This is a genomic window from Streptomyces diastaticus subsp. diastaticus (genome assembly GCF_011170125.1).
In the GTDB taxonomy this organism is placed as follows: domain Bacteria; phylum Actinomycetota; class Actinomycetes; order Streptomycetales; family Streptomycetaceae; genus Streptomyces; species Streptomyces diastaticus.
This window is the reverse complement of the sequence record NZ_BLLN01000002.1, coordinates 590,297-612,708: the sequence shown is the minus strand read 5'-3', so window position 1 is coordinate 612,708 and position 22,412 is coordinate 590,297. Positions and strand designations below refer to the sequence as shown.

Here is a 22,412-nt window from a genome sequence, read left to right as displayed (position 1 = left end):
GTGGTCGGCGGTAGACGTTGATCCACACCGGACACAGAGGGCCCTCACCTGTTCAGGCACCCGGGTCCACACCGGACGCACAGGGCCCTCACCTGTTCAGGCACCCAGCACGCGGGTCACCAACGCCCTGGGACAGCACACCCCTGGATCCCCGGACGACCGCCCTGAGCGCCTGCGGGTGGGAGGTCCGGGCCGCGCATCCCGGGCAAGGCGTAGCCCTCGTCCTCGTCCCACGGGACGTCGAGGTCGTCCAGGTGTACGTGCCACTCCGCTCCGGGCAGGGCCCGGCGCAACTCGGTCACCGTGTCCAGCACGTGGGTGAGCACCGGCAGCACCCGGTCCGGATCGAACGGCATCTTGGTGGACCCGGCCACGATCTCCTCCGGCTCACCGCCCCCGACCGCGTACAGGTGGAGGCTTTCCTCGTCCTGGTACGGGAAGGAGGAGAGGCGGCCGGCGACGACGCCTTCGACGGCGGCGGTCTCGTCGGCCGTGAGGGGCACGATCCGGCGCGCGCGGTAGTAGAGGGAGACGCTCATGGCGCGAGCGTACCGACGGGGTCGGACAGTGCTGCCGGACTTCGGCGGACGCGGTGGCGGGCTGGGGCATCACGGCGTCACGGGCGCTTCACGAGCGGGTGGAGCAGCAACTGTGCGTAATTCCACGGCATATCGAGGTTTGATCCACAGAGAGTAGGTGTTATCCACAGCTGTAGCGGCAGAAGCTGTGGATAACTGGTCCCAGGTGTGGGCAACTTCGAGGTGGCGCAGAGATGATGGCCCGTCAAGCGGTGTGAGGGGGCGTCAGGTTGAGGAGCACGATGCTGTGCGAGGAGTGTCCGAAGCTCCCACGGAGCCCTGCCCCTCCCCTGTCGCCTGGTGCCGAGTCGGGGAGGAGCGTCAGGACCTTTCCCGCTTCTCACACGGGCGGGTTGAGCCGCGCGAAGGCCCGGGCCCCCTTCGGGGAGAGGCGGGCGAGGAGGCGGCTGCCGCGGGCCTCCGGGGTGACCGGGACGACGGCGCTGTTGTCGAGCACCGCGCGCAGGATCGCGTCGGCGACCTTCTCCGGCGGGTAGTTGCGTATGCCGTAGAGCTTGGCGGCGCGGCGCCGGCGTTCGGCCTCCTCCTCCTTGCCCGCTCCGGCGAACCGGGAGGTCCGGGTGATGCCGGTGTTGACGATGCCCGGGCACACCGCCGTGACGCCGATGGAGCGTGGGGCCAGTTCGGCCCGCAGGCTCTCGCTCAGCATCAGCACGGCGGCCTTGGAGGTGCTGTAGGCGGGTAGGGCCCTGGAGGGGAGATAGGCGGCGGCGGAGGCGAGGTTGACGATGTGGCCGCCCTGGCCGCGGTCGGCCATGTGGCGGCCGAAGAGGCGGCAGCCGTGGATGACGCCCCAGAGATTGACGTCCAGGACACGCCGCCATTCCTCGGGTGTGGTGTCGAGGAACGGGCCGGAGAGGCCGACCCCGGCGTTGTTGACGAGGACGTCCACCGTGCCGTACTCGGCCTCGACCTTGGCGGCGAACTTCTCCATGGCCTGTTCGTCGGCGACGTCCACGGTCTCCGCCCAGGCGCGGGGAGCTCCCGCCGCGAGGGCCGCGCGCGCCGTGCCCGCCGCTCCCGCGCCGTCCCGGTCCGCGGCGATCACGCGGGCGCCGGCCGCGGCGAAGGCGAGCGCGGTGGCCCGCCCGATACCGCCTGCCGCGCCTGTGACCAGCACCAACTGCCCGGCGAACCGCTCGGCGTAGCGGGCGAGCGCGGCCCGCCGCCTGGCGCCGCCCCGGGGGCGTCCGCCCTCGACCAGGGCGAGAGAAGTGGCGCGCCCGCTCTGGCGCAGGGCCTCCTGGGTGTCGACGAACTCACCGATCCACGCCGCGAGCTGGTCGGGGCGGGTGCGCGGCACCCAGTGCTTGGCGGGGATCGTACGGCGGACGAGCTGCGGGACCCACGACTCCAACTCGTCGTAGAGCCGCTGGGACAGGAAGACGTCACCGGTCGGCGTGATCAGCTGCACCGGCGCGTGCGCGTAGGGGTCGGCGCGGGGACGGCGCAGCCGGCTGCGGACGTTGTCCCGGTAGAGCCAGGCGCCGTGGGCGGCGTCACTCCCCAGGGAAGGCGTCGGATAGTCGCCCGCGGGGACCTTCTCCAGCCGCTCCAGGATGCGGGGCCAGCGCTTGCCGAGCGGCCCGCGCCAGGCCAGCTCGGGCAGGACGGGTGTGTGGAGCATGTAGACGTACCAGGACTTGGCGCCCTGGTTGACCAGCTGCGCCAGGCGTCGCGGCGTGGGGCGGCTCGCGCGCTTCCTGATCCAGTGCCCGAAGTGGTCCAGGGACGGGCCGGAGAGGGAGGTGAAGGAGGCGATGCGGCCACGGGTGCGGTCGACGGTGGTGAACTCCCATGACTGGACGGAACCCCAGTCGTGGCCGACGAGGTGGACCGGTGCGTCCGGGCTGACGGCGTCCACGACGGCGAGGAAGTCGTCGGTGAGCTTCTCCAGCGTGAAGCCGCCGCGCAGGGGGCGCGGCGCGGTCGAGCGTCCGTGGCCACGGACGTCGTACAGGACGACGTGGAAGCGGTCGGCGAGACGGGCGGCGACGTCGGACCAGACCTCCTTGGAGTCCGGGTAGCCGTGGACCAGGACGACGGTGGGCCTGCTCGTGTCGCCCAGTTCCGCGACCCGCAGTTCCACTCCGCCCGTGGGTACCCGGCGCTCACGTGCGCCGCTCAGACCCCCCATGACCTGTACTCCGTCTCTGTCGTCGTCCGCGAGAGGTGTGGACGGGCCCGTCGGACCCGCTCCGCTCCCCCTGCCGTGTCCTGGCGGCGCCGCGCGCACCATGAATCTGGCAACCCCGGGCGGCCCCGTCAATAGGTGTGCACGGGCCCTGTGGACAGATCTTCCAATAGTGGTCCGTCGGCGAACGCGTGTGCTCCGCGCTCCGTCCGACGCCCCTCACACGCTCCCGTACCCGGGTATGGCCTCCCTTACGGGCTCGTAATACCGGAGTCTGAGGCGAGGACAACCCCGTGGTCTGACGACTGCTGTGGCGCGCACCACTACGTTCGAGGGGTGACTGTGATCGCGACCGAAAGCCTGAGCAAGCGGTACCCCAAGGTGACCGCCCTTGACCGGCTGACCATGGACGTCGGGCCCGGAGTGACCGGCCTCGTGGGGTCCAACGGTGCCGGGAAGTCGACGCTCATCAAAATCCTGCTGGGCCTCGCCCCGGCCTCCGAAGGCCGGGCGGAGGTGCTGGGCCTCGACGTCTCCACCCACGGCGGCGCCATCCGCGAGCGTGTCGGATACATGCCCGAGCACGACTGCCTGCCACCCGACGTCTCGGCCACCGAGTTCGTCGTCCACATGGCGCGCATGTCCGGGCTGCCTCCCACCGCCGCCCGCGAGCGCACCGCCGACACCCTGCGGCACGTGGGCCTCTACGAAGAGCGCTACCGGCCGATGGGCGGCTACTCCACCGGCATGAAGCAACGCGTCAAGCTGGCCCAGGCTCTGGTCCACGACCCGGACCTGGTCTTCCTGGACGAGCCGACCAACGGCCTCGACCCGGTCGGCCGGGACGACATGCTGGAGCTGATCCGGCGGATCCACGCCGACTTCGGCATCTCGGTCCTGGTCACCTCCCACCTTCTCGGGGAGCTGGAGCGCACCTGCGACCACGTCGTGGTCATCGACGGCGGCAGCCTGCTGCGCTCCAGCTCCACCCGCGACTTCACCGGGGCCACCACCACGCTGGCGGTCGAGGTGACCGACACCGAGGCCCACCCGGACGGCACCGCAGCGCTGCTGGCGGCGCTCCAGGCCCGGGGCGTCGCGGCGGGCTCGGGCGGTGTCCTGCCCGGCGCCGGCCACAGCCTGCTGTTGGATGAGGCCGACGAGGAGACCCGCGACCTGGTCCGGGACCTCGTCGTCGACCTCGGTCTCGGCCTGGTCCGCATGGAGCAGGGCCGCCGCCACATCGCCGACGTCTTCCACACGGACGCCGCCGGGCAGCGCGCGCAACACGACCCATCAGGGCCTCCGCCGCCCGCCGCCGCCTCGGCGCCACCGGCCGCGGAGTCCGTCCGAGGCACGGCGGGAGGCGGTCGGTCATGACCGTGGAGAGCACACAGATCCACAACATCGGCTACCGGAAGTACGACGGCCCGCGGCTGGGCCGCCCGCACGCCCGGCGCGCCCTCTACTCGCAGAGCCTGCGCGGCGCCTACGGCCTCGGCCGCTCGGCCAAGTCCAAGGTGCTGCCCATGCTCCTGTTCGCCGTGATGTGCCTGCCGGCGGCCGTCATGGTCGCCGTCACGGTCACCACCGGCCTCAAGAGCCTCCCGGTCGACTACACCCGCTACGCCATCGTCATGCAGGCCGTCATCGGCCTCTACGTGGCCTCGCAGGCACCCCAGTCCGTCTCCCGCGACCTGCGCTTCAAGACGGTCCCGCTCTACTTCTCCCGCCCCGTCGAGCGGGTCGACTACGTCCTCGCCAAGTACGCGGCGATGGCCTCCGCCCTCTTCCTGCTCACCGCCGTCCCGCTTCTGGTGCTGTACGGAGGCGCACTTCTCGCCGAACTCGACTTCGCCGACCAGACGGCGGGATTCGGACAGGGCATGGTCTCGGTGGCACTGCTCTCCCTGCTCTTCGCCGGAATCGGGCTGGTGGTGTCGGCGGTCACGCCGCGCCGCGGCTTCGGCATCGCCGCGGTCATCGCGGTCTTCACCATCACCTACGGCGCGGTCTCCACCGTCCAGGCCATCGCCTTCCAGCAGGGCACCACCGAGGCGGTCGGCTGGATCGGCCTGTTCTCCCCCATCACCCTGATCGACGGCGTGCAGACGGCCTTCCTCGGTGCCTCCTCGGCCTACCCGGGCGGGGCCGGGCCGTCCACGGCGGGCGGGGCCGTCCATCTCCTCGTCGTCCTCGGCATCATCGCCGGCTGCTACGGCCTGCTGATGCGCCGCTACCGGAAGGCCGGACTGTGACCACCCTGAGCATCGACCACGCCTCCCGCTGGTTCGGGAACGTCGTCGCGGTCAACGACATCACCATGACGATCGGCCCCGGCGTCACCGGCCTCCTCGGCCCCAACGGCGCGGGCAAGTCCACACTGATCAACATGATGGGCGGCTTCCTCGCCCCCTCCACCGGCACCGTCACCCTCGACGGCGACCCGGTGTGGCGGAACGAGTCCGTCTACCGGCACATCGGGATCGTCCCCGAGCGCGAGGCCATGTACGACTTCCTCACCGGCCGGGAGTTCGTCGTCGCCAACGCCGAGCTGCACGGCCTCGACGCCGCCACGGCCGCTCGCGCCCTGGCCACGGTCGACATGGAGTACGCCCAGGACCGGAAGATCGCGACCTACAGCAAGGGGATGCGCCAGCGGGTCAAGATGGCCTCGGCGCTGGTGCACGAACCCTCGGTGCTGCTCCTCGACGAGCCGTTCAACGGCATGGACCCCCGCCAGCGTATGCAGCTCATGGAACTGCTGCGGCGGATGGGCGAGGAGGGCCGCACGGTGCTCTTCTCCTCGCACATCCTGGAGGAGGTCGAGCAGCTCGCCTCGCACATCGAGGTGATCGTCGCCGGCCGGCACGCCGCCTCCGGGGACTTCCGCCGCATCCGGCGGCTGATGACCGACCGACCGCACCAGTACGTGGTGCGTTCCAGCGACGACCGGGCACTGGCCGCCGCGCTGATAGCGGACCCGTCCACCTCCGGCATCGAGGTGGACGCCCGGGAGGGGGCGCTGCGTGTCCAGGCGGTCGACTTCGGGCGGTTCACCGAACTGCTCCCCCGGGTGGCACGGGACCACGGCATCCGGCTGCTGACGGTCTCGCCGTCCGACGAGTCCCTCGAATCGGTCTTCTCCTATCTCGTCGCGGCGTAAGGAGCCTTCAGCGATGTACGACCCCACGGTCGCCCGGCTCACCTACCGGGCACTGCTCGGCCGCCGCCGGGCCCTCATCCTCTTCGTCCTCCCGGCGCTGCTCCTGATCATCGCCGCGGCGGTCCGGCTCCTCACCGGAGCCGACGACAGCACGGCGGAAGCGGTCCTCGGCGGCTTCTCCCTCGCCGTCATGGTGCCGATCATCGGAGTCGTCGCGGGTACCGGCGCGATCGCACCGGAGATCGACGACGGCTCGGTGGTGTACCTGCTGGCCAAGCCGATCAAGCGCCCCACGATCATCCTGACCAAGCTGTTCGTCGCCATCGGCGTGACGATGGCGTTCTCCGCCATACCCACCCTGATCGCCGGCTTCATCCTCAACGGCAACGGAGGACAGCTCGCCGTCGCCTACACGGTCGCGGCGCTGGTCGCCTCCATCGCCTACGCGGCGCTCTTCCTCCTGCTGGGCACCATCACCCGGCACGCCGTGGTCTTCGGACTGGTCTACGCCCTGATCTGGGAGGGCCTCTTCGCCTCGCTCATCAGCGGGGCCCGCACCCTCAGCGTGCAGCAGTGGGCGCTGGCGATCGCCGAGAAGGTGACCGGTGGCGAGGCCGTCACCTCCGACGTGGCTCTGCCGACGGCGGTGGTCCTGCTGGTGGCGGCGACCGTCCTGGCCACCTGGTACGCGGGACAGAAGCTGCGGAGCCTGACCGTGGCCGGGGAGGAGTGACCGGGGCGGGCCCCGCGCCGCTCGCGGCCGGGGCCCGGTGGGTCAGCCGGTGAGCAGGCGCTCCAGGACCACGGCGATGCCGTCCTCCGCGTTGGAGGTGGTGAGTTCGTCGGCCACGGCCTTGAGTTCCCGGTGGGCGTTGGCCATGGCGACGCCGTGGCCGGCCCAGCCGAACATCGGGATGTCGTTGGGCATGTCGCCGAAGGCGATGGTCTCGGCGCCCTTGGTGCCGAGGCGCCGGGCGGCCAGAGAGAGCCCGGTGGCCTTGGAGAGGCCCAGGGGCAGCAGTTCCACCACGCCCGGCCCGGCCATCACGACGCCCACCAGGTCACCCGCGATCCGCAGGGCGGCCGCGGCGAGTTCGTCGTCGCCGAGGGTGGCGTGCTGGAGGTAGACCTTGCTGATCGGGGCCGCCCACAGCTCGGCCCGGTCGGTGCAGGGGACGCCGACGAGGGGGCCTTCCTGGACCCGGTAGCCGGGGCCGATGAGCACCTCGCCGTCCAGGCCGTCGCGGACGGCGGCGAGCAGCAGGGGCCCGGTCTCCGCCTCGATCTTGTCGACGGCCAGCCCGGCCAGGCGCCGGTCCATCGTCAGCGAGGTGAGCAGCCGGTGCTCCCCCGCGTGGTAGACCTGCGCGCCCTGGCCGCAGACCGCGATGCCTTCGTAGCCGAGGTCGTCGAGGACGTGGCGGGTCCAGGCGACGGAGCGACCGGTCACCACGATGTGCGCGGCACCCGCCGCGGTGGCGGCGGCGAGTGCCTCCCGGGTGCGTTCGGAGACCGTGTCGTCGGGCCGCAGCAGCGTTCCGTCCAGGTCGGTGGCGACGAGCTTGTACGGGAACACGGGGGCGGGACGGGCGGGGCTCACGTGGTGAACGGCTCCAGACTGGGTGACTACTGCGGGTCGAGGGTGGCGCGTCCGCCGAGGTAGGGGCGGAGAACCTCCGGCACCCGCACGGAGCCGTCGGCCTGCTGGTGATTCTCCAGGATGGCGACGATGGTCCGGGGGACGGCGCACAGCGTGCCGTTGAGCGTCGCCAGCGGCTGGACCTTCTTGCCGTCCCGCATCCGCACGGACAGGCGGCGGGCCTGGAACTCCGTGCAGTTCGAGGTGGAGGTGAGCTCGCGGTACTTGCCCTGGGTCGGGATCCAGGCTTCGCAGTCGAACTTCCGCGAGGCCGAGGAGCCGAGGTCGGCGCTGGCCACGTCGATCACCTGGAAGGGGAGTTCCAGGCTCTGGAGCCACTGGATCTCCCAGTCGAGCAGACGCTGGTGCTCGGCCTCGGCGTCCTCCGGCGCGACGTAGGAGAACATCTCCACCTTGTCGAACTGGTGGACGCGGAAGATGCCCCGGGTGTCCTTGCCGTACGTGCCGGCCTCACGGCGGAAGCACGGCGAGAAGCCGGCGTACCGCAGGGGCAGCTTGTCGGCCTCGATGATCTCGTCCATGTGGTACGCCGCGAGGGGGACCTCGGAGGTGCCGACCAGGTAGAAGTCGTCCTTCTCCAGGTGGTAGACGTCCTCGGCGGCCTGGCCGAGGAAGCCGGTGCCCTCCATCGCTCGCGGGCGGACCAGCGCCGGCGTCAGCATGGGGGTGAAACCGGCGGCGCCGGCCTGGGCGATCGCGGCGTTGACCAGGGCCAGCTCCAGCAGGGCGCCGACGCCGGTGAGGTAGTAGAAGCGTGAGCCGGAGACCTTGGCGGCGCGCTCGACGTCGATGGCGCCGAGGGCCTCGCCGAGCTCCAGGTGGTCGCGGGGCTCGAAGCCCTCGGCGGCGAAGTCGCGGATGGTGCCGTGCTCGGAGAGGACGGTGAAGTCCTCCTCGCCGCCGACCGGGACGTCGGGGTGGACGACGTTGCCCAGGCGGAGCAGGAGCTGCTTGGCCTCCTCGTCGGCCTCGTCCTTCTCGGCGTCGGCGGCCTTGACGGCGGCGGAGAGTTCGCCGGCCTTCTTCAGCAGTTCGGCCTTCTCGTCACCGGTGGCCTTGGGGATGAGCTTGCCGAGCGACTTCTGCTCGGAACGCAGCTCGTCGAAGCGGACGCCGGACGACCTGCGCCGTTCGTCGGCGGAGAGCAGGGCGTCGACGAGTGCGACGTCCTCTCCACGGGCGCGCTGGGAGGCGCGCACACGGTCGGGGTCCTCACGAAGCAGGCGAAGGTCAATCACGTTCTCCAGGCTACCGGTGCCGCCTGGTGCCCTACGACTGGATAGTGCCGGCGGTGAGAAACGTCCCCCTTCGCCCGTCTGTCGGTCCGGGCCGCCACCCGTGCGGGTCCGGACGGAGGAAGAAGATTCCCGGAACGGGGCCGGTGCGGATTTCCGCTCCGGAGTTCCGGCAGCCGAATCGCCGGAACTCGCGAAACGGAAGTCCGGTACGCGGGGATTTCACCCGTAGCTCTGGTCGCGGCAGCCAGGACGGAGGCGGGGTGAGGCGGAGCGGGTGTGCGGAAGGTGCTGGGAGCCGCAGGAAAGGCGGGCCGGCCGGGGCTTCCGCCTCGCTGCCCGTGGAGGACGGTGCGGGGAAACCGCCGGGCCGACTCGACTGCCGGGCGAAAACGGCTACTTGGGGCCGCCCGTTCCTGTTGTTGTCCACAGGAACGGCTCGTCGCCGAAAGTTATCCACAGGCTGTGGGGTTGATCTGTGGATGCCGGAAGATCGACTTCCGAAAGGTGTGCGCCGGCCCTGGGATTCCCGGACCAAACCTCGCGCACCCGCGCTTTCGAGTGGAAATGGTTCGCCCCAAAGGGTTGATCACGAGAATTAAGGTGACGGGCCTGGTTTTGCGGCAGCGTGGAACCGTTGGAGTCCGTTCACCTGTTTGTCGATGATGCCGGCCTCGCGTGTCGACTTGTCCCCAGGTCGAGAGCCGTGCCTGTGGATAACTCTGTGGACGAGGAGAACTGCCAGGTGAAGCCCGGGACGGAACCAGACGACGCCGTTCCGCGAGTCCGTTCTCCTGGCGGGGATTCCGTTCAGAACCGCCCGTCCTGGCACCGGTTCAGCCAGTCGGCCGCCGACACGTACTCCTCGTCGGACGTTCCCGGGCGCAGCGGTGCCAGATCCTCCGGGCGCACATCGGCACGCGGATAGGAACCCAGGAAGCGCACGTCGGGGCTGAGCCGCTTGAGCCCCATCAGCGCCTCAGCCACCCGGCGGTCGGCGATGTGCCCCTCGGCGTCGACGGCGAACCAGTAGTTGCCGATCCCCGCACCGGTCGGCCGGGACTGGATCAGCATGAGGTTGACCCCGCGCACCGCGAACTCCTGGAGCAGTTCGAGCAGCGCGCCGGGCCGGTCGGGGCCGAGCCAGACGACCACCGAGGTCTTGTCGGCGCCGGTCGGGGCGGAGGGGCGGGCGGGGCGGCCCACCAGGATGAAGCGGGTCTGCGCGTTCTCCGCGTCGTGGATCTCGGTCACCAGGGGCTCCAGCCCGTAGGTGGCCGCGGCGAACTCCCCGGCGAAGGCCGCGTCGTACCGGCCCTCCTGCACCAGCCGCGCCCCGTCGGCGTTGGAGGCGGCCGACTCCCACTGGGCCTCCGGGAGGTGGGCGGCGAGCCAGTTGCGGACCTGCGCCTGCGCCGCCGGGTGAGCGGTCACCGTCTTGATGTCGCCGAGCTGGGTACCGGGCCGTACCAGCAGGGCGAAGCTGATCGACAGCAGCACCTCGCGGTAGATCATCAGCGGCTGCCCGGCGGCCAGTTCGTCGAGGGTGGTGGTGATGCCGCCCTCCACCGAGTTCTCGATGGGCACCAGGGCGGCAGCGGCCTGGCCCGCGCGGACCGCGTCCAGGGCCGCGGGCACGGAGACCATCGGGGCGAGCTCCCGGGTGGCGGCCTCGGGGAGCTGGCGGAGCGCGGCCTCGGTGAAGGTGCCTTCGGGGCCCAGATACGCGTAGCGGGTGGCTGACATGTCGGAAACCCTAGTCTCCCGGCGACCGCCGACCGGGCCGGTGACCACCCACCGGACGGGGCGTCCTCCCCGCACGGGGGCTCGAAGGTGGCCGGAACCCGCTGTCACCCCTCCAGCAGTTCCTGCCCCACGTACCCGCCCTTCGGCGCGCCGCCCGGGACGGCGTACAGGCCGCTCGCCTCGTGCCGGATGAAGGCCGAGAGCGCGTCTCCCCGGTCGAGCTTGCGCTGGACGGGGACGAAGCCGCGGTGCGGGTCGGCCTGCCAGCACAGGAAGAGCAGCCCGGCATCGGGTACGCCCTCGTCGTCGATGCCGTCGTGGTACGAGAAGGGCCGCCGCAGCATGGCGGCCCCGCCGTTCTGGTCGGGGCGGGTGATGCGGGCGTGCGCGTTGAGGGGGATGACCAGTTCTCCGTCCTTGCCGACGCGCTCCAGCTCCGGCTCGGTGGTCTCGGTGCCGCCGGTGAGCGGCGCGCCGTCGGACTTCCGCCGCCCCATCACGGCCTCCTGGTCGGCGACCGAGAGCTGCTCCCAGTCGTCGAGGAGCATCCGGATGCGCCGGAAGACGACGTACGAGCCACCCGCCATCCAGGCGGGGTCGCCGCCGTCGGGGACCCGGACCCGGGCCGCGAAGTCCTCGTCCGAAGGGGCGGGGTTGTTGGTGCCGTCGATCTGGCCCATCAGGTTGCGGGTGGTCATCGGCTGCTCGGTGGCGCCGGGGGAGCGGTTGAACCCGTCCATCTGCCACCGGACCTTCGCCGCCTGCCCGGCGTCCTTCTGCACGGCGCGCAGTGCGTGGAAGGCGACGAGGGCGTCGTCCGCGCCGATCTGCACCCACAGGTCGCCGTTGCCGCGACGGGCGTCGAGCCGGTCCGAGGAGAACTCCGGCAGCGGGTCGAGCGCGGCCGGCCGCTGCTTCTCCAGCCCCGTACGGGCGAAGAAGCTGTGCCCGAACCCGAAGGTCACCGTCAGCGCGGACGGCCCCGCGTCCAGCGCGATCCCGGTGTCATGGCCGCCGGCCGGGGCGGGCTTCCCCGCCATCAGCCGGTCCGCCGTCTGCGACCAGCGCCGCAGCAGGGACGCCGCCTCCTTGCGTCCGGCGCCGGGAGCCAGGTCGAAGGCGATCAGGTGGCCACGGGCATGCAGTGGTGTGGTGATGCCGGGCTGATGTTTCACGTGAAACATCTCGCGCCGCGAACCCACCTCGGTCAGTGGTGTGACGCTGTCGGAGGGTGCGGCCGCCGTGTAACCGGCGGCGGCGCCGGTCACACCGAGGGCGAGGCCGGTCGCCCCGGCGGTGCCGAGGAGGCGCCGCCGGGTCACCGGACGCTGGAGGGGGGTGTCCGCCATGGTGGTTCAGCCGATCCTTGCGTTCTTGCTCACGGTCACCTGATCGATGTCGGAGGTCCGGACGGTGACCGCTACCGTCCACCGACCCGCCAGCGGGATCTGTACCCCGGCGGCACTCCAGTGTCCTGCGGAGATGCGCTCCAGCGGAGCGGTGAGCGGACCGAGGTCCTGCGCCTTCAGCGTCAGCGCCACCTTCACCTCCGGTACGTCCAGCGGCTCCTTGTCCGGGCCCTGGAGGTAGACATGCAGCGCGTTGTCGCCGCTCCGCCCCGGGTCCACGTCGAGGAGCACGGTGCCCTTGCCGTCCTTGCCGCCCGTGTCGAACGGCACGTTGAGGGAGACCGGCCCCTGCTGCTGGGCGGCGGACGCCGAGGTACCGGCCGCCGCCTCCTCCTCGGTACGGCCGGGCTCCGTCGTCGTCAGCACCGTGGTGACGGCCAGCACGACCACCGCGACACCGGCCTCCACCAGCACCGAGCGCCGCAGTCCCGACCGCTCCCGGTCGCCGTCCCGCCGCTTCTTGCGCGCGGCGGATGTCGCGGCCTCCCGCTGGCGCCGTAGCTGGGCTTCGCGCACCGGGTCGGCCTGGACGGGGACGCGTGCCTCGGCGGCGGGCCGGGCCTCGCCCGGCGTCGCGTCGTCCGCCCCCTCGCCCTGGACGACCGCCGTCCTGCCCTCGGGGTGCGAGGAGCTCCCAGCGGTGACTGCCCTGGTCTCCGTACGCTCGCCGCTGTCGGCGTCCGGGCGGGAGCCGTCCGCCGCCACGCCCGGCGTCCGGCGGCCCGCATCCGCCCCCGAGCTCCCGGCCACCGGTGCCGCCGCCTCCGGCGGCGCCCCGTGCCCGGCTGCCGGACCCGGCGGGCCGGCGGTCTCGGACGCTTCGCCGAGCCGCCTCGTCCACTGACGCGACAGCCCCGCCACCGCGACCAGCAGCGCCACCAGCCCGACCTTGACCAACAGGAGCTGCCCGTACGAGGTCCCGGTCAGTGCCGACCAGGAGCCGACCTGGCGCCAGGACTGGTAGAGGCCGGTGAGGGCCAGGACCACCACGGAGGCGAAGGCCACCCCGGAGAACCGCCGGACAGCGGAACGCTCCACGGACGGAGCCCGGTACAGGGCGAGGAGCAGCGCGGTCAGTCCGCCGAACCAGGCCGCCACGGCAAGCAGATGCAGGATGTCCACCGGCATGGCGATGCCCGCCTGAATCCCGGTCGACGCGTGCTCGGACATGGCCCAGGTCGCCGCCAGCCCCACCGCGACCACGGTCCCGCCGATCGCCAGCCCGAAGGTCAGGTCGCGCCGCTCCTCGGCGTTCTCACGCCGCGCGTACGCGCCGAAGAGCACGGCGACGAAGAGCGCGGCGGCGGCCAGCAGGAGCAACCGGGAGACCAGCGCCGCCCCGGTCTTGGTCTCCAGGACGCCCCCCAGCACCCCCAGGTCGAAGATGTCCGCCAGCTTGCCGGAGCCCGCGTACGGCCCGCGCACCAGCAGCATCGCCAGGGTGGCCGCGGTCAGTCCGACCCAGCTGAACGCCACCAGCCGCTGCATCGGCCGCACCCGGGCCCCGCCCGGCCAGCAGGCCAGTACGAAGGCGGCCCCGCCGACCAGCAGCGTGAACCCGGCGTACGAGAGGTAGCGGGCGATGCCGTAGAGAGTGCCGACGGCGCCGCCGCCGGAGGCCTGGTCGGGGACGGACGCACTGGTCTCGGAGGGCGCGCCGATGGAGAAGGTGAAGGCGCCGGCCACCGGGTGGCTGTCGGCCGAGACGACCTGGTAGGCGACGGTGAAGGTGCCGTCGGGCAGCCCGGCGCGCAGCTTCACCGCGTACTGCGCGCCGCCAGAGCCGAGTGACCGCGGGGCCTCCTCGGTGTCGACGCGGTTGCCCGAGGGGTCCAGGACGCGGATGGCGTCCTCGTCGACGGCGATCTGCTCGGAGAAGGTGAGTGAGACCTCCTTCGGAGCCTGCTCGACCACCGAGTCCTGCTGCGGATCGCTCCCGGTCAGCGCCGCGTGCGCCCCGGCGCTCCCGGCCCCGGCCAGCACCGCGAGTGCGGCCAGGACCACCGCGAGGAGGACGGGCAGCAGCCGTGCGGCTCCCGGGGTCACAAGAGCCGCACCACCTCTGCGGAGGCCGGATTCCGTGCAGGTCATCAGCGGTCAGCTCCTCACTGTGCCGTGTGCGCCTGAGCAGTCCGGCGGTCCGCCGGCTGCACCGTGCCGTGCCCGGGGCCCGACGCCTTGGCCGGGTTGTAGGTGGCCTCCTTCACCGGGAGGGAGACCTCGATCTCGCCCGACTCGCTGAAGTGCAGAACGACCTCGACGGAGTCACCGACGGCCGGGCGCCCGGTGAGCTGCTCGAACATCAGGTGGTTGCCGCCCCGGCTGAAGTCGAGGGTGCCGTCGGCGGGGACCTCGAACGAGTCCTGCTCGCGCATGGCCCCGCCCTCGGTGCTGTGCAGGGTGACCCGCTCGGCGGCCGGGCTGGTCACCGAGGTGAGCTGGTCGGCGGTGCCGCCCTTGTTGGTGAGGACGAAGAACCCCGCGGCCATGTCGGCGTTGACCGGCTGCGGCATGAAGGCACCGGCCACCGTCAGATCCGGGGCACTCGTCGCCTTCGCGCCGTCGTCCGAACAACCCGCCAGCGAGGCAGCCGCGACCAGGGCGAGCGCGCCGCCGAGCAGCCGGCGCCTCACGGCTTGGCCCCGGTGAGGAGCTTGGGCAGGTCCTTCTCGTAGTCGTCGGCGGTCGCGTCGTCGCCGTACAGCACGTATCCGGAGTCGTCCTTCGGGGAGAAGGCGATGACCTGCTTGCCGTGCATGGAGACCCGCTTGCCGTTCTTGTCCTCGGTCGGCTCGTCGATGGAGATGCCGATCGTCCGGGCGCCGCCCTGGATGGTGGCGAAGTCGCCGGTGAGGCCGATGAAGTCGGGGTCCTGTCCCTTCAGCCAGGAGCCGAGCAGTTCGGGGGTGTCGTGCTCCGGGTCGGTGGAGACGAAGACGACCTGGAGCTTCTCCTGGTCGGCCTTGGGCAGCGCCTTCTTGGCGAGGGCGATGTTGCTCATCGTCAGCGGGCAGACGTCCGGGCAGTTGGTGTAGCCGAAGTAGATGAGCGTGGGCTTGCCCGCGGTCCGCTCCCGCAGGTCGAACTTCTCCCCCCTGGTGTCGGTGAGGACGAGGTCCGGCTTCTTGAAGGGCTGGTCGAGAACGGTGGCCGCCTTCTCGGTGGCGACGTCGGAGGAGACCGACGCGACCGGCTTGTCGCTGTCCCCCGAGCCGCCGCAGGCGGTCAGGGTGAGAGCGGAGGCCGAGAACAGGGCGGCGGCGAGCAGGGTCTTCTTGCGCATGGTGATGTCCCAGGGATCGGGTGCGGTGTGCACCGGGTGACCGTTCCACGGTCATGATCCCGGTGCACACCGCAGGGTTCAGCTGGTGGTACGCCGACGGCCGGACAGGACGCCGAAGGCGACGCCCGCGAGGCCGACGAGGATGCCCACGACCGCGAGGATGCGGGCGGTGGAGTCGCTGGAGCTCTCGGCGGCCTGCTCGGACGAGGCCTTCCCGGTGTCGTCCGAGGCGGCGGGCTTCGCCGGCTTGTCGTCCGCTGCGGCTCCGTGGCCGTCACCGGAGGCGGCCGTCAGGGCCAGCACCGGGGCCGGGGTGTCCGGCTCCTCGCCACCGGTGGGCTCCTCGATCCAGCGCACGACCTCCTTGCTGTCGTACGTCTGGATGGCCTTGAAGACGAGCTGGTCGGCGTCCTCGGGCAGCGCGCCGAGGGAGAGCGGGAACTGCTGGAACTGTCCCGTCTCGACGCCCTTGTCCTTCGCGGTCCAGGTGACCTTGGAGACGGCCTCGGTGATCTTGTTGCCGTGGCTCTCCAGCGGCTTGTCCAGCTTCGTCTTGGTGATCTGCACGTCCCAGCCGGGAACCGGCTGGGGCATGACGGAGGTCAGCGGGTGGTCGGCCGGGAAGTTGATCTCCAGCTTCACGGTGGAGGCGTCGTCCCGCTCGTTGGGGACCTTGAAGTTCACCGTCGCGTAGCCGCCCTGGGCGGCCTCACCCTGAGGCTGCACACTCACGTGGGCGGCGGCGGGGCCGGCGAGCAGGACGACTCCGGCGGCCGCGGTCACCGCGAGGGCGGAGCCGCGCACGGCCCAGTTCCGGCGCGGGGAGGCGGGGGCGACGGTGGTCACGTTGTCGACAGACATGAGAGGACTCCACTTTCGGCAGTGGTGAACGGTTGAGGCGGTACGTGTCCGGCGCGCGGGCGCGCGCGGACCTCGCGGCACCCCTCCCGTCCCGTCCGGGCACACCGTCGGGCGTGCGCGCGGGCGTTGCGGAGTGCCGCGTCAGACTGCGAGTACGTACACCTCGGCGGCGGGGGGACCCCGCCTGCTCACCGAGTGCTCAAGTTCGGCCGTCCGGAGCCTGGGCGGCTCCGGCGGGACGAGATGCCGGGTCCACGGCGTGCGGTCCGCGGCGAGGCCGGCGCGCAGGGCGCGAACCAGCCGCAGGGCGGTCCGCAGCGCGCGCACCGGTGCCCCGTGGGCGCGCAGTTCCTCGCGGCCGAGTGCGGAGAGCCGCACCAGCCGGAAGAGCGCGAGGTCCCCCCGGCGCAGCAGCCAGCCCGCGACGAGCGCGGCCAGCAGGTGGCCGAGGAGCATCGGCAGGGACGGCAGCAGCCCGGCGAGCCCCGAGTGCTGGTGCATGGCGGGGCTGTGCGGGTCGAGCCCCGCCGCGGCGAGGATCTGCTTCGCCTGGTGGGGGGAGATGGCCCCGCTGTGCCCGCAGGTCAGTTCCCCGGCGCGGGCCACCAGGCTCGCCTCCGAGGCGGCCTTGGCGGCGCCCTGCTGCGCCATCCCGAACAGGGCGTGCAGGCCGATCTGCCCGGCGGCCAGCGCCAGGACGATCCCCGGCAAGGAGCGTTCCCGCCCGGCGAGCGCCGCTGTCACCAGGAAGATCCCGAGGAAGGCCGCCGCCAGCGACCAGCCCGGCAGGGCGAGGCAGGAGGCGAAGACGTGCCCGGCCGCGGACACCACGACGCAGACCGCGGTGAACACCGCGGCCCTCAGGAGCCGGAGACCCGCTCCGGCTCGCGCGTACGCGTGGGGGGCAGCCATGACCGGCTCATCATCGCACCGGCACCCCCTCAGCGGTACGGCAGGTCCGCAAAGTCCGGGTACCTCAGCTTCTCGGCCCGGCGGGGCGGGCGTATGCGCATGTGTCCCCCGCGGGGCGGCGGCGCGCGGCGGGCCGAGGCGGGCGCGGGAGCCGAAGGGCTTACGTCGTGGGCGGCGGGGCAAGACGTATCGGTATGTCGAGCCGCAGTCAGGAGGCTGGAGCATGAGCATCATGTGGTCACTCCATTTGCGGCGCGATGCCGCGAGTGTGCCGCTCGCCCGTCGCCTGCTCATCGGGTCGATGGAGACCGCGGGTGTCGATCCCGACATCTCCTACGACCTGTCCGTCGCCCTGAGTGAGGCGTGCGCGAACGCGGTGGAACACGGAGGAGCGGGGTCGCCCGAACCGGAGAGTGCCTACCGGGTCACCGCCTACCTGGACGGTGAGCGATGTCGGATCGAGGTGGCCGACTCCGGCCCCGGATTCCCCGCCCGGCCCGTCCGCAGCGTGCCCCTGACCGCTCCGCAGGACGAGAGCGGTCGCGGGCTCGACCTCATCGAGCAGCTCTCCGACCACGCCCACTTCGGCAACAAGCCGGGCCGCGCCGGAGCCGTCGTGTCCTTCGACAAGATCCTCAAGTGGCGCAAGGACGCACCGCTGGTAGCCGTCTGAGCGCGCCGTCTGACGGAGTCCTCCGACCGTGCCGTCAGACCGTCGGCCCGCTGAAGGGGGGGGCAGTGCGGTGTTTCACGTGAAACATCGACAGGACTCTCATTGCCGCAGCGACGTGGTGTTTCACCTGTGACGTGACCTGGTCGGATGTTTCACGTGAAACGCGACGAGGGGCGTTGGCCCGCGTGAGACAACGCCCCTCGTCATGCCATCACCCGCCCAGCGAGGCAGGCCGTGCCCGGCTGCCTCGCAGGGGCCGGGTCAGCCCTTCAGCTCGGCCATCCAGCGCTCGACCTCGTCCGAGGCGCGCGGCAGGGCGGCGGAGAGGTTCCGGTTGCCGTCCTCGGTGACCAGGATGTCGTCCTCGATCCGGACGCCGATGCCCCGGTACTCCTCCGGCACCGTCAGGTCGTCCGCCTGGAAGTACAGGCCGGGCTCGACGGTGAGGCACATGCCGGGCTCCAAGGTGCCTTGGACGTAGGTCTCGGTCCGGGCGACCGCGCAGTCGTGGACGTCCATGCCGAGCATGTGGCCGGTGCCGTGCAGGGTGAAGCGGCGCTGGAGACCCAGCTCCAGAACCCGGTCGACCGGGCCGTCGAGAATGCCCCACTCGACGAGCCGGGTGGCCAGCACGCGCTGCGAGGCCTCGTGGAAGTCCCGGTACTTGGCGCCGGGTCGCACGGCGGCGATGCCCGCCTCCTGGGCCTCGTACACGGCGTCGTAGATCTTCCGCTGGAGCGGGGAGTACGTGCCGTTGATGGGCAGGGTGCGGGTGACGTCGGCGGTGTAGAGGGTGTGCGTCTCGACGCCGGCGTCGAGCAGCAGCAGGTCGCCGGAGCGGACCGGGCCGTTGTTGCGGACCCAGTGCAGGGTGGTGGCGTGCGGGCCGGCGGCGCAGATGGAGCCGTAGCCGATGTCGTTGCCCTCGACGCGGGCGCGGAGGAAGAAGGTGCCCTCGATGTACCGCTCCGAGGTGGCCTCGGCCTTGTCCAGGACGCGGACGACGTCCTCGAAGCCGCGGACGGTGGAGTCCACCGCCTTCTGGAGCTCACGGACCTCGAAGGCGTCCTTGACCAGCCGGGCCTCGGAGAGGAAGACCTTCAGCTCCGCGTCGCGCTCGGCGGTGACCTTGTCGGCGAGGGCCGCCTCGATCTGGGCGTCGTAGTCGCGGACCACGCGGACCGGACCGGTGGCCTCGCGGAGTGCGGCGGGCAGCTCACGCACGTCCTTGGCGGGAATGCCGAGCAGTTGCTCGGCCTCGCCCAGCGAGTGGCGGCGGCCGACCCACAGCTCGCCCTGGCCGTCGAGCCAGAACTCGCCGTTCTCCCGGTTGGAGCGGGGAAGCAGGTAGACGGTGGCCTCGTGGCCGCCCTCGACCGGCTCCAGGACGAGGACGCCGTCCTCCGTCTGGTCACCGGTGAGGTACGCGTACTCGACCGAGGAGCGGAAGGCGTACTCGGTGTCGTTGGAGCGGGTCTTGAGGTTGCCGGACGGGACGACCAGACGCTCACCGGGGAAGCGGGCGGAGAGGGCGGCACGGCGGCCGGCGGTCTCGGCGGCCTGCTCGATCGGCTGGAGGCCGTGCAGCTCGGTGTCGGCCCAGCCCTGCGTCATGTTCTCGGCGAGCTCGTCGGAGAGCGCGGGGTAGAGCCCGTTCTTCCGCTGCTTGATCGGCTGGTCGCCGGAGTCCGCCACGGCCTCATCGATTTCCTTCGGGGTCTCCGAGAGTTCCTCGGCCACGGCATTCCTCCTGGGTGTGACATGGGATGTTCATCCATCGTATGTCCGTTCCCAGGGGCACCGAAGGGGCGTGCGGCTGTTGGTCCCGTCACCCGCGGGTGCGCGGTCCGGCGCCCGGGCCCGCCTCAGTCGAAGCGGGCGGCGAGCAGGACCACGTCCTCCTCGCTCTCCTCGTCGTCGAGTCCCTCGGGAAGCAGGGAGCCGAGGACGTGGTCGGCGACGGCGTCCGGGTCCTCGCGCCGGCCCCTGGGGACGGAGGCGGCGGCCGAGTGCAGGCGTGCGAAGGCCCGGTCCATCGGGTCGCCGGTCCGGCGCAGCAGCCCGTCGCTGTAGAGGAGGACGGTGTCGCCCGCCCGCGGCCGCAGTTCCACACTGGGCGCCTCCCAGCAGGCGAGCATGCCCAGCGGTGCGGAGAGCGAGGTCTCCACGAACTCGGCGCCGCGCTCGCTGACGATCACCGGCGGACAGTGCCCGGCACCGGCCAGCACCAGCCGCCGAGCGCGCTCGGCGCCGGGGCCGCCGGCCGGCTCGCAGTACCCGAACAGCGCCGTCGCCGAGCGGGCCGGTTCGGTGAGCCGCAGCAGCAGCTCCAGGTCGGAGAGGACCGCGACCGGGTCCTCCCCCTCCATCACCGCGTACGCCCGCAGCGAGGCGCGCAGGCGGCCCATGGCGGCCACCGCGCTGGGCCCGGTCCCGGTCACCGAGCCGACGGCGAGGCCGAGGGCGCCCTCGGGCAGCGGCAGCGCGTCGTACCAGTCGCCGCCGCCGCGCGGCCCGGTCCGGTGGCGGGCGGCGAGCCGTACTCCGGCCACCCGTGGAAGGCGGCTGGGCAGCAGTTCCTCGCGGAGGGTGGCGAGGGCGGCGCGGGCCGCGTCGAGGGCGAGGAGGCGGGCCAGGTGCTCCCCGGCCTGGCGGAGGTAGAGCCGGGTCAGGTGGCGGCGGCGCTCGTCGGGCTCGGCCGGTTCGTCGTACAGCCAGACGACCGCGCCGAACCGGCCCTCGCCCCGGGTCTCCAGCGCCGCCGCGTAACTCGCCGCACAGCCGAGGCGGGCGGCGACCTCGCGGTGGCGCGGATCGGTGGAGCGGTCCGCGGCGAGGTCGGGGCGGCAGATCTCGCGCCGCCCGCCGGGCGGTTCGTCGAGCAACCGCCCGTGACAGGAGGCGGCGCGCGGCACGGTCTCGATGTGGCCGAGGTCGGCGCGGCCGAGACCGTGGCCGGTGAAGGCGGCGCGCGGGCCGTCGGGGCCGCCCGGCTCCAGCGCGGCGAGGCCGCGGCGCGCACCGACGAGCGAGGCACCGGCGTGGAGCAGTTCCCGGAGGGCGGTGTCGACGGTGGAGGTGGCGCTCAGCCGCTCGGTGAGTTCGTGCAGGGTGGTGAGGTCGGAGACCCAGCCGGCGAGGCGGTCCTGGACGGCCGTCGAGGGGGCCGGGACCGGCGCGGCCGGAGGCTGCGGCGAGGGCGCGACAGTCTGCGCGGGGGCGGGGACCGTGGAATCGATTCCGGCCACATTGGGGAAGTGTGGGGATGTCATGTTCTACGGTTTTCCGGCCGGTGCGTATTGCTCAAAAGCATCGCAAACCCCCAGGTGATTCCGCGCCGCCGACAATGGGTCCACATCTACACGCAATAGAGACGAGATGTCCAGCATTGTCCTGTCGGGATCGCCCAGGTTCCTGCGGCTGGCGCGGAGCGTGAGCCACCCGGGCCAAAAAGGGCGAACTTGGCTCGAAAGTGTCAGCGGTAACCGCATATTGCGGTCGACTGACCTCGTTCGGCCGAGGGAGCGCAGACGGCCCCCGGGCGAATGCTTCGGGAGGACGCGTCACAACGGTCGCGCCGGGTACGTACACCAAGAGGGTGTGGACCGGGGGCAGACGGGGACCTGACGGAACCTGGCAGCCGCCCCGGGCGTCCCAGTCGACAGCGACCGCGCCCCATCCTCCCGCGGCGGAGGCGACAGAACTTCCGGTCCGCACGTCGGGTTCCGGCAAGTGCCAGGCGTCGCCGTCCTCCGCCTGGTTCCACGCACGGCCCCACGGGGCGCCCCCTGCCTCGGGCCGGGGATGTGATGCGCCAGTTTGTACGCACGGTGAAGTGACGCACGTCCAGTGTGATGACCCTCGGCGTTCAACGGAAAGGAACGAGCGCTCATGCGCGAGATCCTCGGAAGGCGACGCAAGTTCCGGTCCCGGCGCACGCGCGGGAGCGCCCCGGCGGCCTGTCCCGAGCTGTCCCACCCGACCGACCAGCCTGACCTGACCGGTGTGGCGGTGGCCGCGATCCACCGGCACTGGCCCGTCGTCCCGGGCGCACGGCTCACCCCAGCGAGCCCGACCGGCTGCGGCTGCCCGGATCCGGAGTGCGCCCTGCCCGGCGACCACCCGGCCGACATGGGCCTCCTCGCGGCCACCACCGACGAGCGCATGGTCCGCTGGTGGTGGAGCGAGCGCCCGGCCGCGCCCGTGCTCCTGGCGACCGGCCGGGGCGCCAGCGCGGTCAGCCTCCCGGCCGCGGCGGCCGCCCGCGCCCTCGCCGCGCTCGACCGGACGGGCGTCCCCACCGGCCCCGTCCTCGCGACGCGGGACCGCTGGGCCCTGCTGGTCGCCCCGTACTCCTTGCCGCGCCTCGGCGAACTGCTGTACGCCAAGGACCACGTCCCCGGCTCGCTGCGCTTCCACGGTGAGGGCGGCTACCTGCTCCTGCCCCCGTCGGCCGAGAACGCCGGCCGGGTCCGCTGGGAGCGGCCGCCGAGCGAGACGCCGGGCGGTCGGTCCCTTCCGGAGGTCGGCACCGTGCTCGACGCCCTGGTCGACACGCTCAACGCGAGGGGCGTCAACGCCCCTGACCTGTAGTCCACCGGCCGCGCCCCGTCGCGCCCCTTCCTCGGCCGCGCATGTGCGGTGTGGCGGAGGAGGGGGCGACCAGCGTCCGTGCGGCAACTGCCGACGGGGTGCCGCACGGTGGCGGCGGGCGGCGGTCCCGCGCAGGCGGGT

The 22,412-nt window shown here is 72.2% G+C and carries 19 protein-coding genes; 6 read left to right on the top strand and 13 right to left on the bottom strand.

Annotated features, from left to right (window positions below):
* Positions 1-116: 116 nt before the first annotated feature.
* A complete protein-coding gene (locus tag Sdia_RS04600; RefSeq protein ID WP_115068972.1) occupies positions 117-539 on the bottom strand; it encodes a hypothetical protein in 423 nt (140 codons plus the stop codon).
* 379 nt (positions 540-918) lie between these two features.
* Positions 919-2,736 (bottom strand): SDR family oxidoreductase, encoded by a 1,818-nt coding sequence (locus tag Sdia_RS04595; protein WP_189500048.1) that lies wholly within the window; start codon positions 2,734-2,736, stop codon positions 919-921.
* Between the two features lie 339 nt (positions 2,737-3,075).
* On the opposite strand from Sdia_RS04595, the gene Sdia_RS04590 reads away from it, so the two are divergent.
* From Sdia_RS04590 to Sdia_RS04575, 4 genes are read left to right on the top strand one after another with little or no spacing between them, the layout of a single operon-like run.
* Positions 3,076-4,113, top strand: coding sequence for an ABC transporter ATP-binding protein (locus Sdia_RS04590; protein WP_189500096.1), 1,038 nt, complete (start codon positions 3,076-3,078; stop codon positions 4,111-4,113).
* The gene (locus Sdia_RS04585; protein ID WP_100457490.1) at positions 4,110-4,991 is read left to right on the top strand and encodes an ABC transporter permease; all 882 of its coding nucleotides are present in this window, start codon (positions 4,110-4,112) and stop codon (positions 4,989-4,991) included. Before Sdia_RS04590 ends, Sdia_RS04585 begins: the two co-directional genes overlap by 4 nt.
* Positions 4,988-5,899: an ABC transporter ATP-binding protein gene (locus Sdia_RS04580; protein ID WP_189500047.1), complete on the top strand. Its 912-nt coding sequence runs from the start codon at positions 4,988-4,990 to the stop codon at positions 5,897-5,899. Before Sdia_RS04585 ends, Sdia_RS04580 begins: the two co-directional genes overlap by 4 nt.
* Before the next feature lie 13 nt (positions 5,900-5,912).
* A complete protein-coding gene (locus tag Sdia_RS04575) occupies positions 5,913-6,632 on the top strand; it encodes an ABC transporter permease (RefSeq protein ID WP_100457492.1) in 720 nt (239 codons plus the stop codon).
* Between the two features lie 42 nt (positions 6,633-6,674).
* Here Sdia_RS04575 and Sdia_RS04570 read toward each other — a convergent pair whose 3' ends face one another.
* From Sdia_RS04570 to Sdia_RS04530, 9 genes are all read right to left on the bottom strand, one after another.
* Positions 6,675-7,499 (bottom strand): HAD family hydrolase, encoded by an 825-nt coding sequence (locus Sdia_RS04570; RefSeq protein WP_100457493.1) that lies wholly within the window; start codon positions 7,497-7,499, stop codon positions 6,675-6,677.
* 26 nt (positions 7,500-7,525) lie between these two features.
* On the bottom strand, positions 7,526-8,797 hold the full coding sequence (gene serS / locus Sdia_RS04565; RefSeq protein ID WP_100457494.1) for a serine--tRNA ligase: 1,272 nt from the start codon (positions 8,795-8,797) through the stop codon (positions 7,526-7,528).
* Between the two features lie 807 nt (positions 8,798-9,604).
* Positions 9,605-10,540, bottom strand: coding sequence for a prephenate dehydratase (pheA, locus tag Sdia_RS04560; protein ID WP_100457495.1), 936 nt, complete (start codon positions 10,538-10,540; stop codon positions 9,605-9,607).
* A 104-nt stretch (positions 10,541-10,644) separates the two neighbouring features.
* On the bottom strand, positions 10,645-11,889 hold the full coding sequence (efeB, locus tag Sdia_RS04555; RefSeq protein ID WP_115068975.1) for an iron uptake transporter deferrochelatase/peroxidase subunit: 1,245 nt from the start codon (positions 11,887-11,889) through the stop codon (positions 10,645-10,647).
* Positions 11,890-11,895: 6 nt separating this feature from the next.
* Positions 11,896-14,040, bottom strand: a complete 2,145-nt coding sequence (locus Sdia_RS04550) for a copper resistance CopC/CopD family protein (RefSeq protein WP_185393212.1) — start codon at positions 14,038-14,040, stop codon at positions 11,896-11,898.
* 14 nt (positions 14,041-14,054) lie between these two features.
* Complete coding sequence (locus Sdia_RS04545; RefSeq protein ID WP_370464575.1) at positions 14,055-14,582, bottom strand: copper chaperone PCu(A)C; 528 nt, start codon at positions 14,580-14,582, stop codon at positions 14,055-14,057.
* Positions 14,579-15,232 (bottom strand): SCO family protein, encoded by a 654-nt coding sequence (locus Sdia_RS04540; RefSeq protein ID WP_100457583.1) that lies wholly within the window; start codon positions 15,230-15,232, stop codon positions 14,579-14,581. The genes Sdia_RS04545 and Sdia_RS04540 overlap by 4 nt, the downstream gene beginning before the upstream one ends.
* A 78-nt stretch (positions 15,233-15,310) precedes the next feature.
* On the bottom strand, positions 15,311-16,093 hold the full coding sequence (locus Sdia_RS04535) for a YcnI family copper-binding membrane protein (protein WP_100457498.1): 783 nt from the start codon (positions 16,091-16,093) through the stop codon (positions 15,311-15,313).
* Between the two features lie 141 nt (positions 16,094-16,234).
* Positions 16,235-17,005 carry a hypothetical protein gene (locus Sdia_RS04530; protein ID WP_115068977.1) on the bottom strand — a complete coding sequence of 257 codons (771 nt, stop codon included), beginning with the start codon at positions 17,003-17,005 and terminating at the stop codon, positions 16,235-16,237.
* 223 nt (positions 17,006-17,228) lie between these two features.
* Between Sdia_RS04530 and Sdia_RS04525 the strand changes: the two genes are divergently transcribed.
* Entirely contained in the window at positions 17,229-17,678 is a 450-nt protein-coding gene (locus Sdia_RS04525; RefSeq protein ID WP_100457500.1) for an ATP-binding protein, read from the top strand.
* A 261-nt stretch (positions 17,679-17,939) separates the two neighbouring features.
* Here Sdia_RS04525 and Sdia_RS04520 read toward each other — a convergent pair whose 3' ends face one another.
* Positions 17,940-19,418: an aminopeptidase P family protein gene (locus Sdia_RS04520; protein WP_100457501.1), complete on the bottom strand. Its 1,479-nt coding sequence runs from the start codon at positions 19,416-19,418 to the stop codon at positions 17,940-17,942.
* 125 nt (positions 19,419-19,543) lie between these two features.
* Positions 19,544-20,950 carry a PP2C family protein-serine/threonine phosphatase gene (locus Sdia_RS04515; RefSeq protein WP_100457502.1) on the bottom strand — a complete coding sequence of 469 codons (1,407 nt, stop codon included), beginning with the start codon at positions 20,948-20,950 and terminating at the stop codon, positions 19,544-19,546.
* Positions 20,951-21,569: 619 nt separating this feature from the next.
* Here Sdia_RS04515 and Sdia_RS04510 point away from each other — a divergent pair.
* A complete protein-coding gene (locus tag Sdia_RS04510; RefSeq protein ID WP_115068978.1) occupies positions 21,570-22,271 on the top strand; it encodes a bifunctional DNA primase/polymerase in 702 nt (233 codons plus the stop codon).
* Positions 22,272-22,412 lie beyond the last annotated feature (141 nt).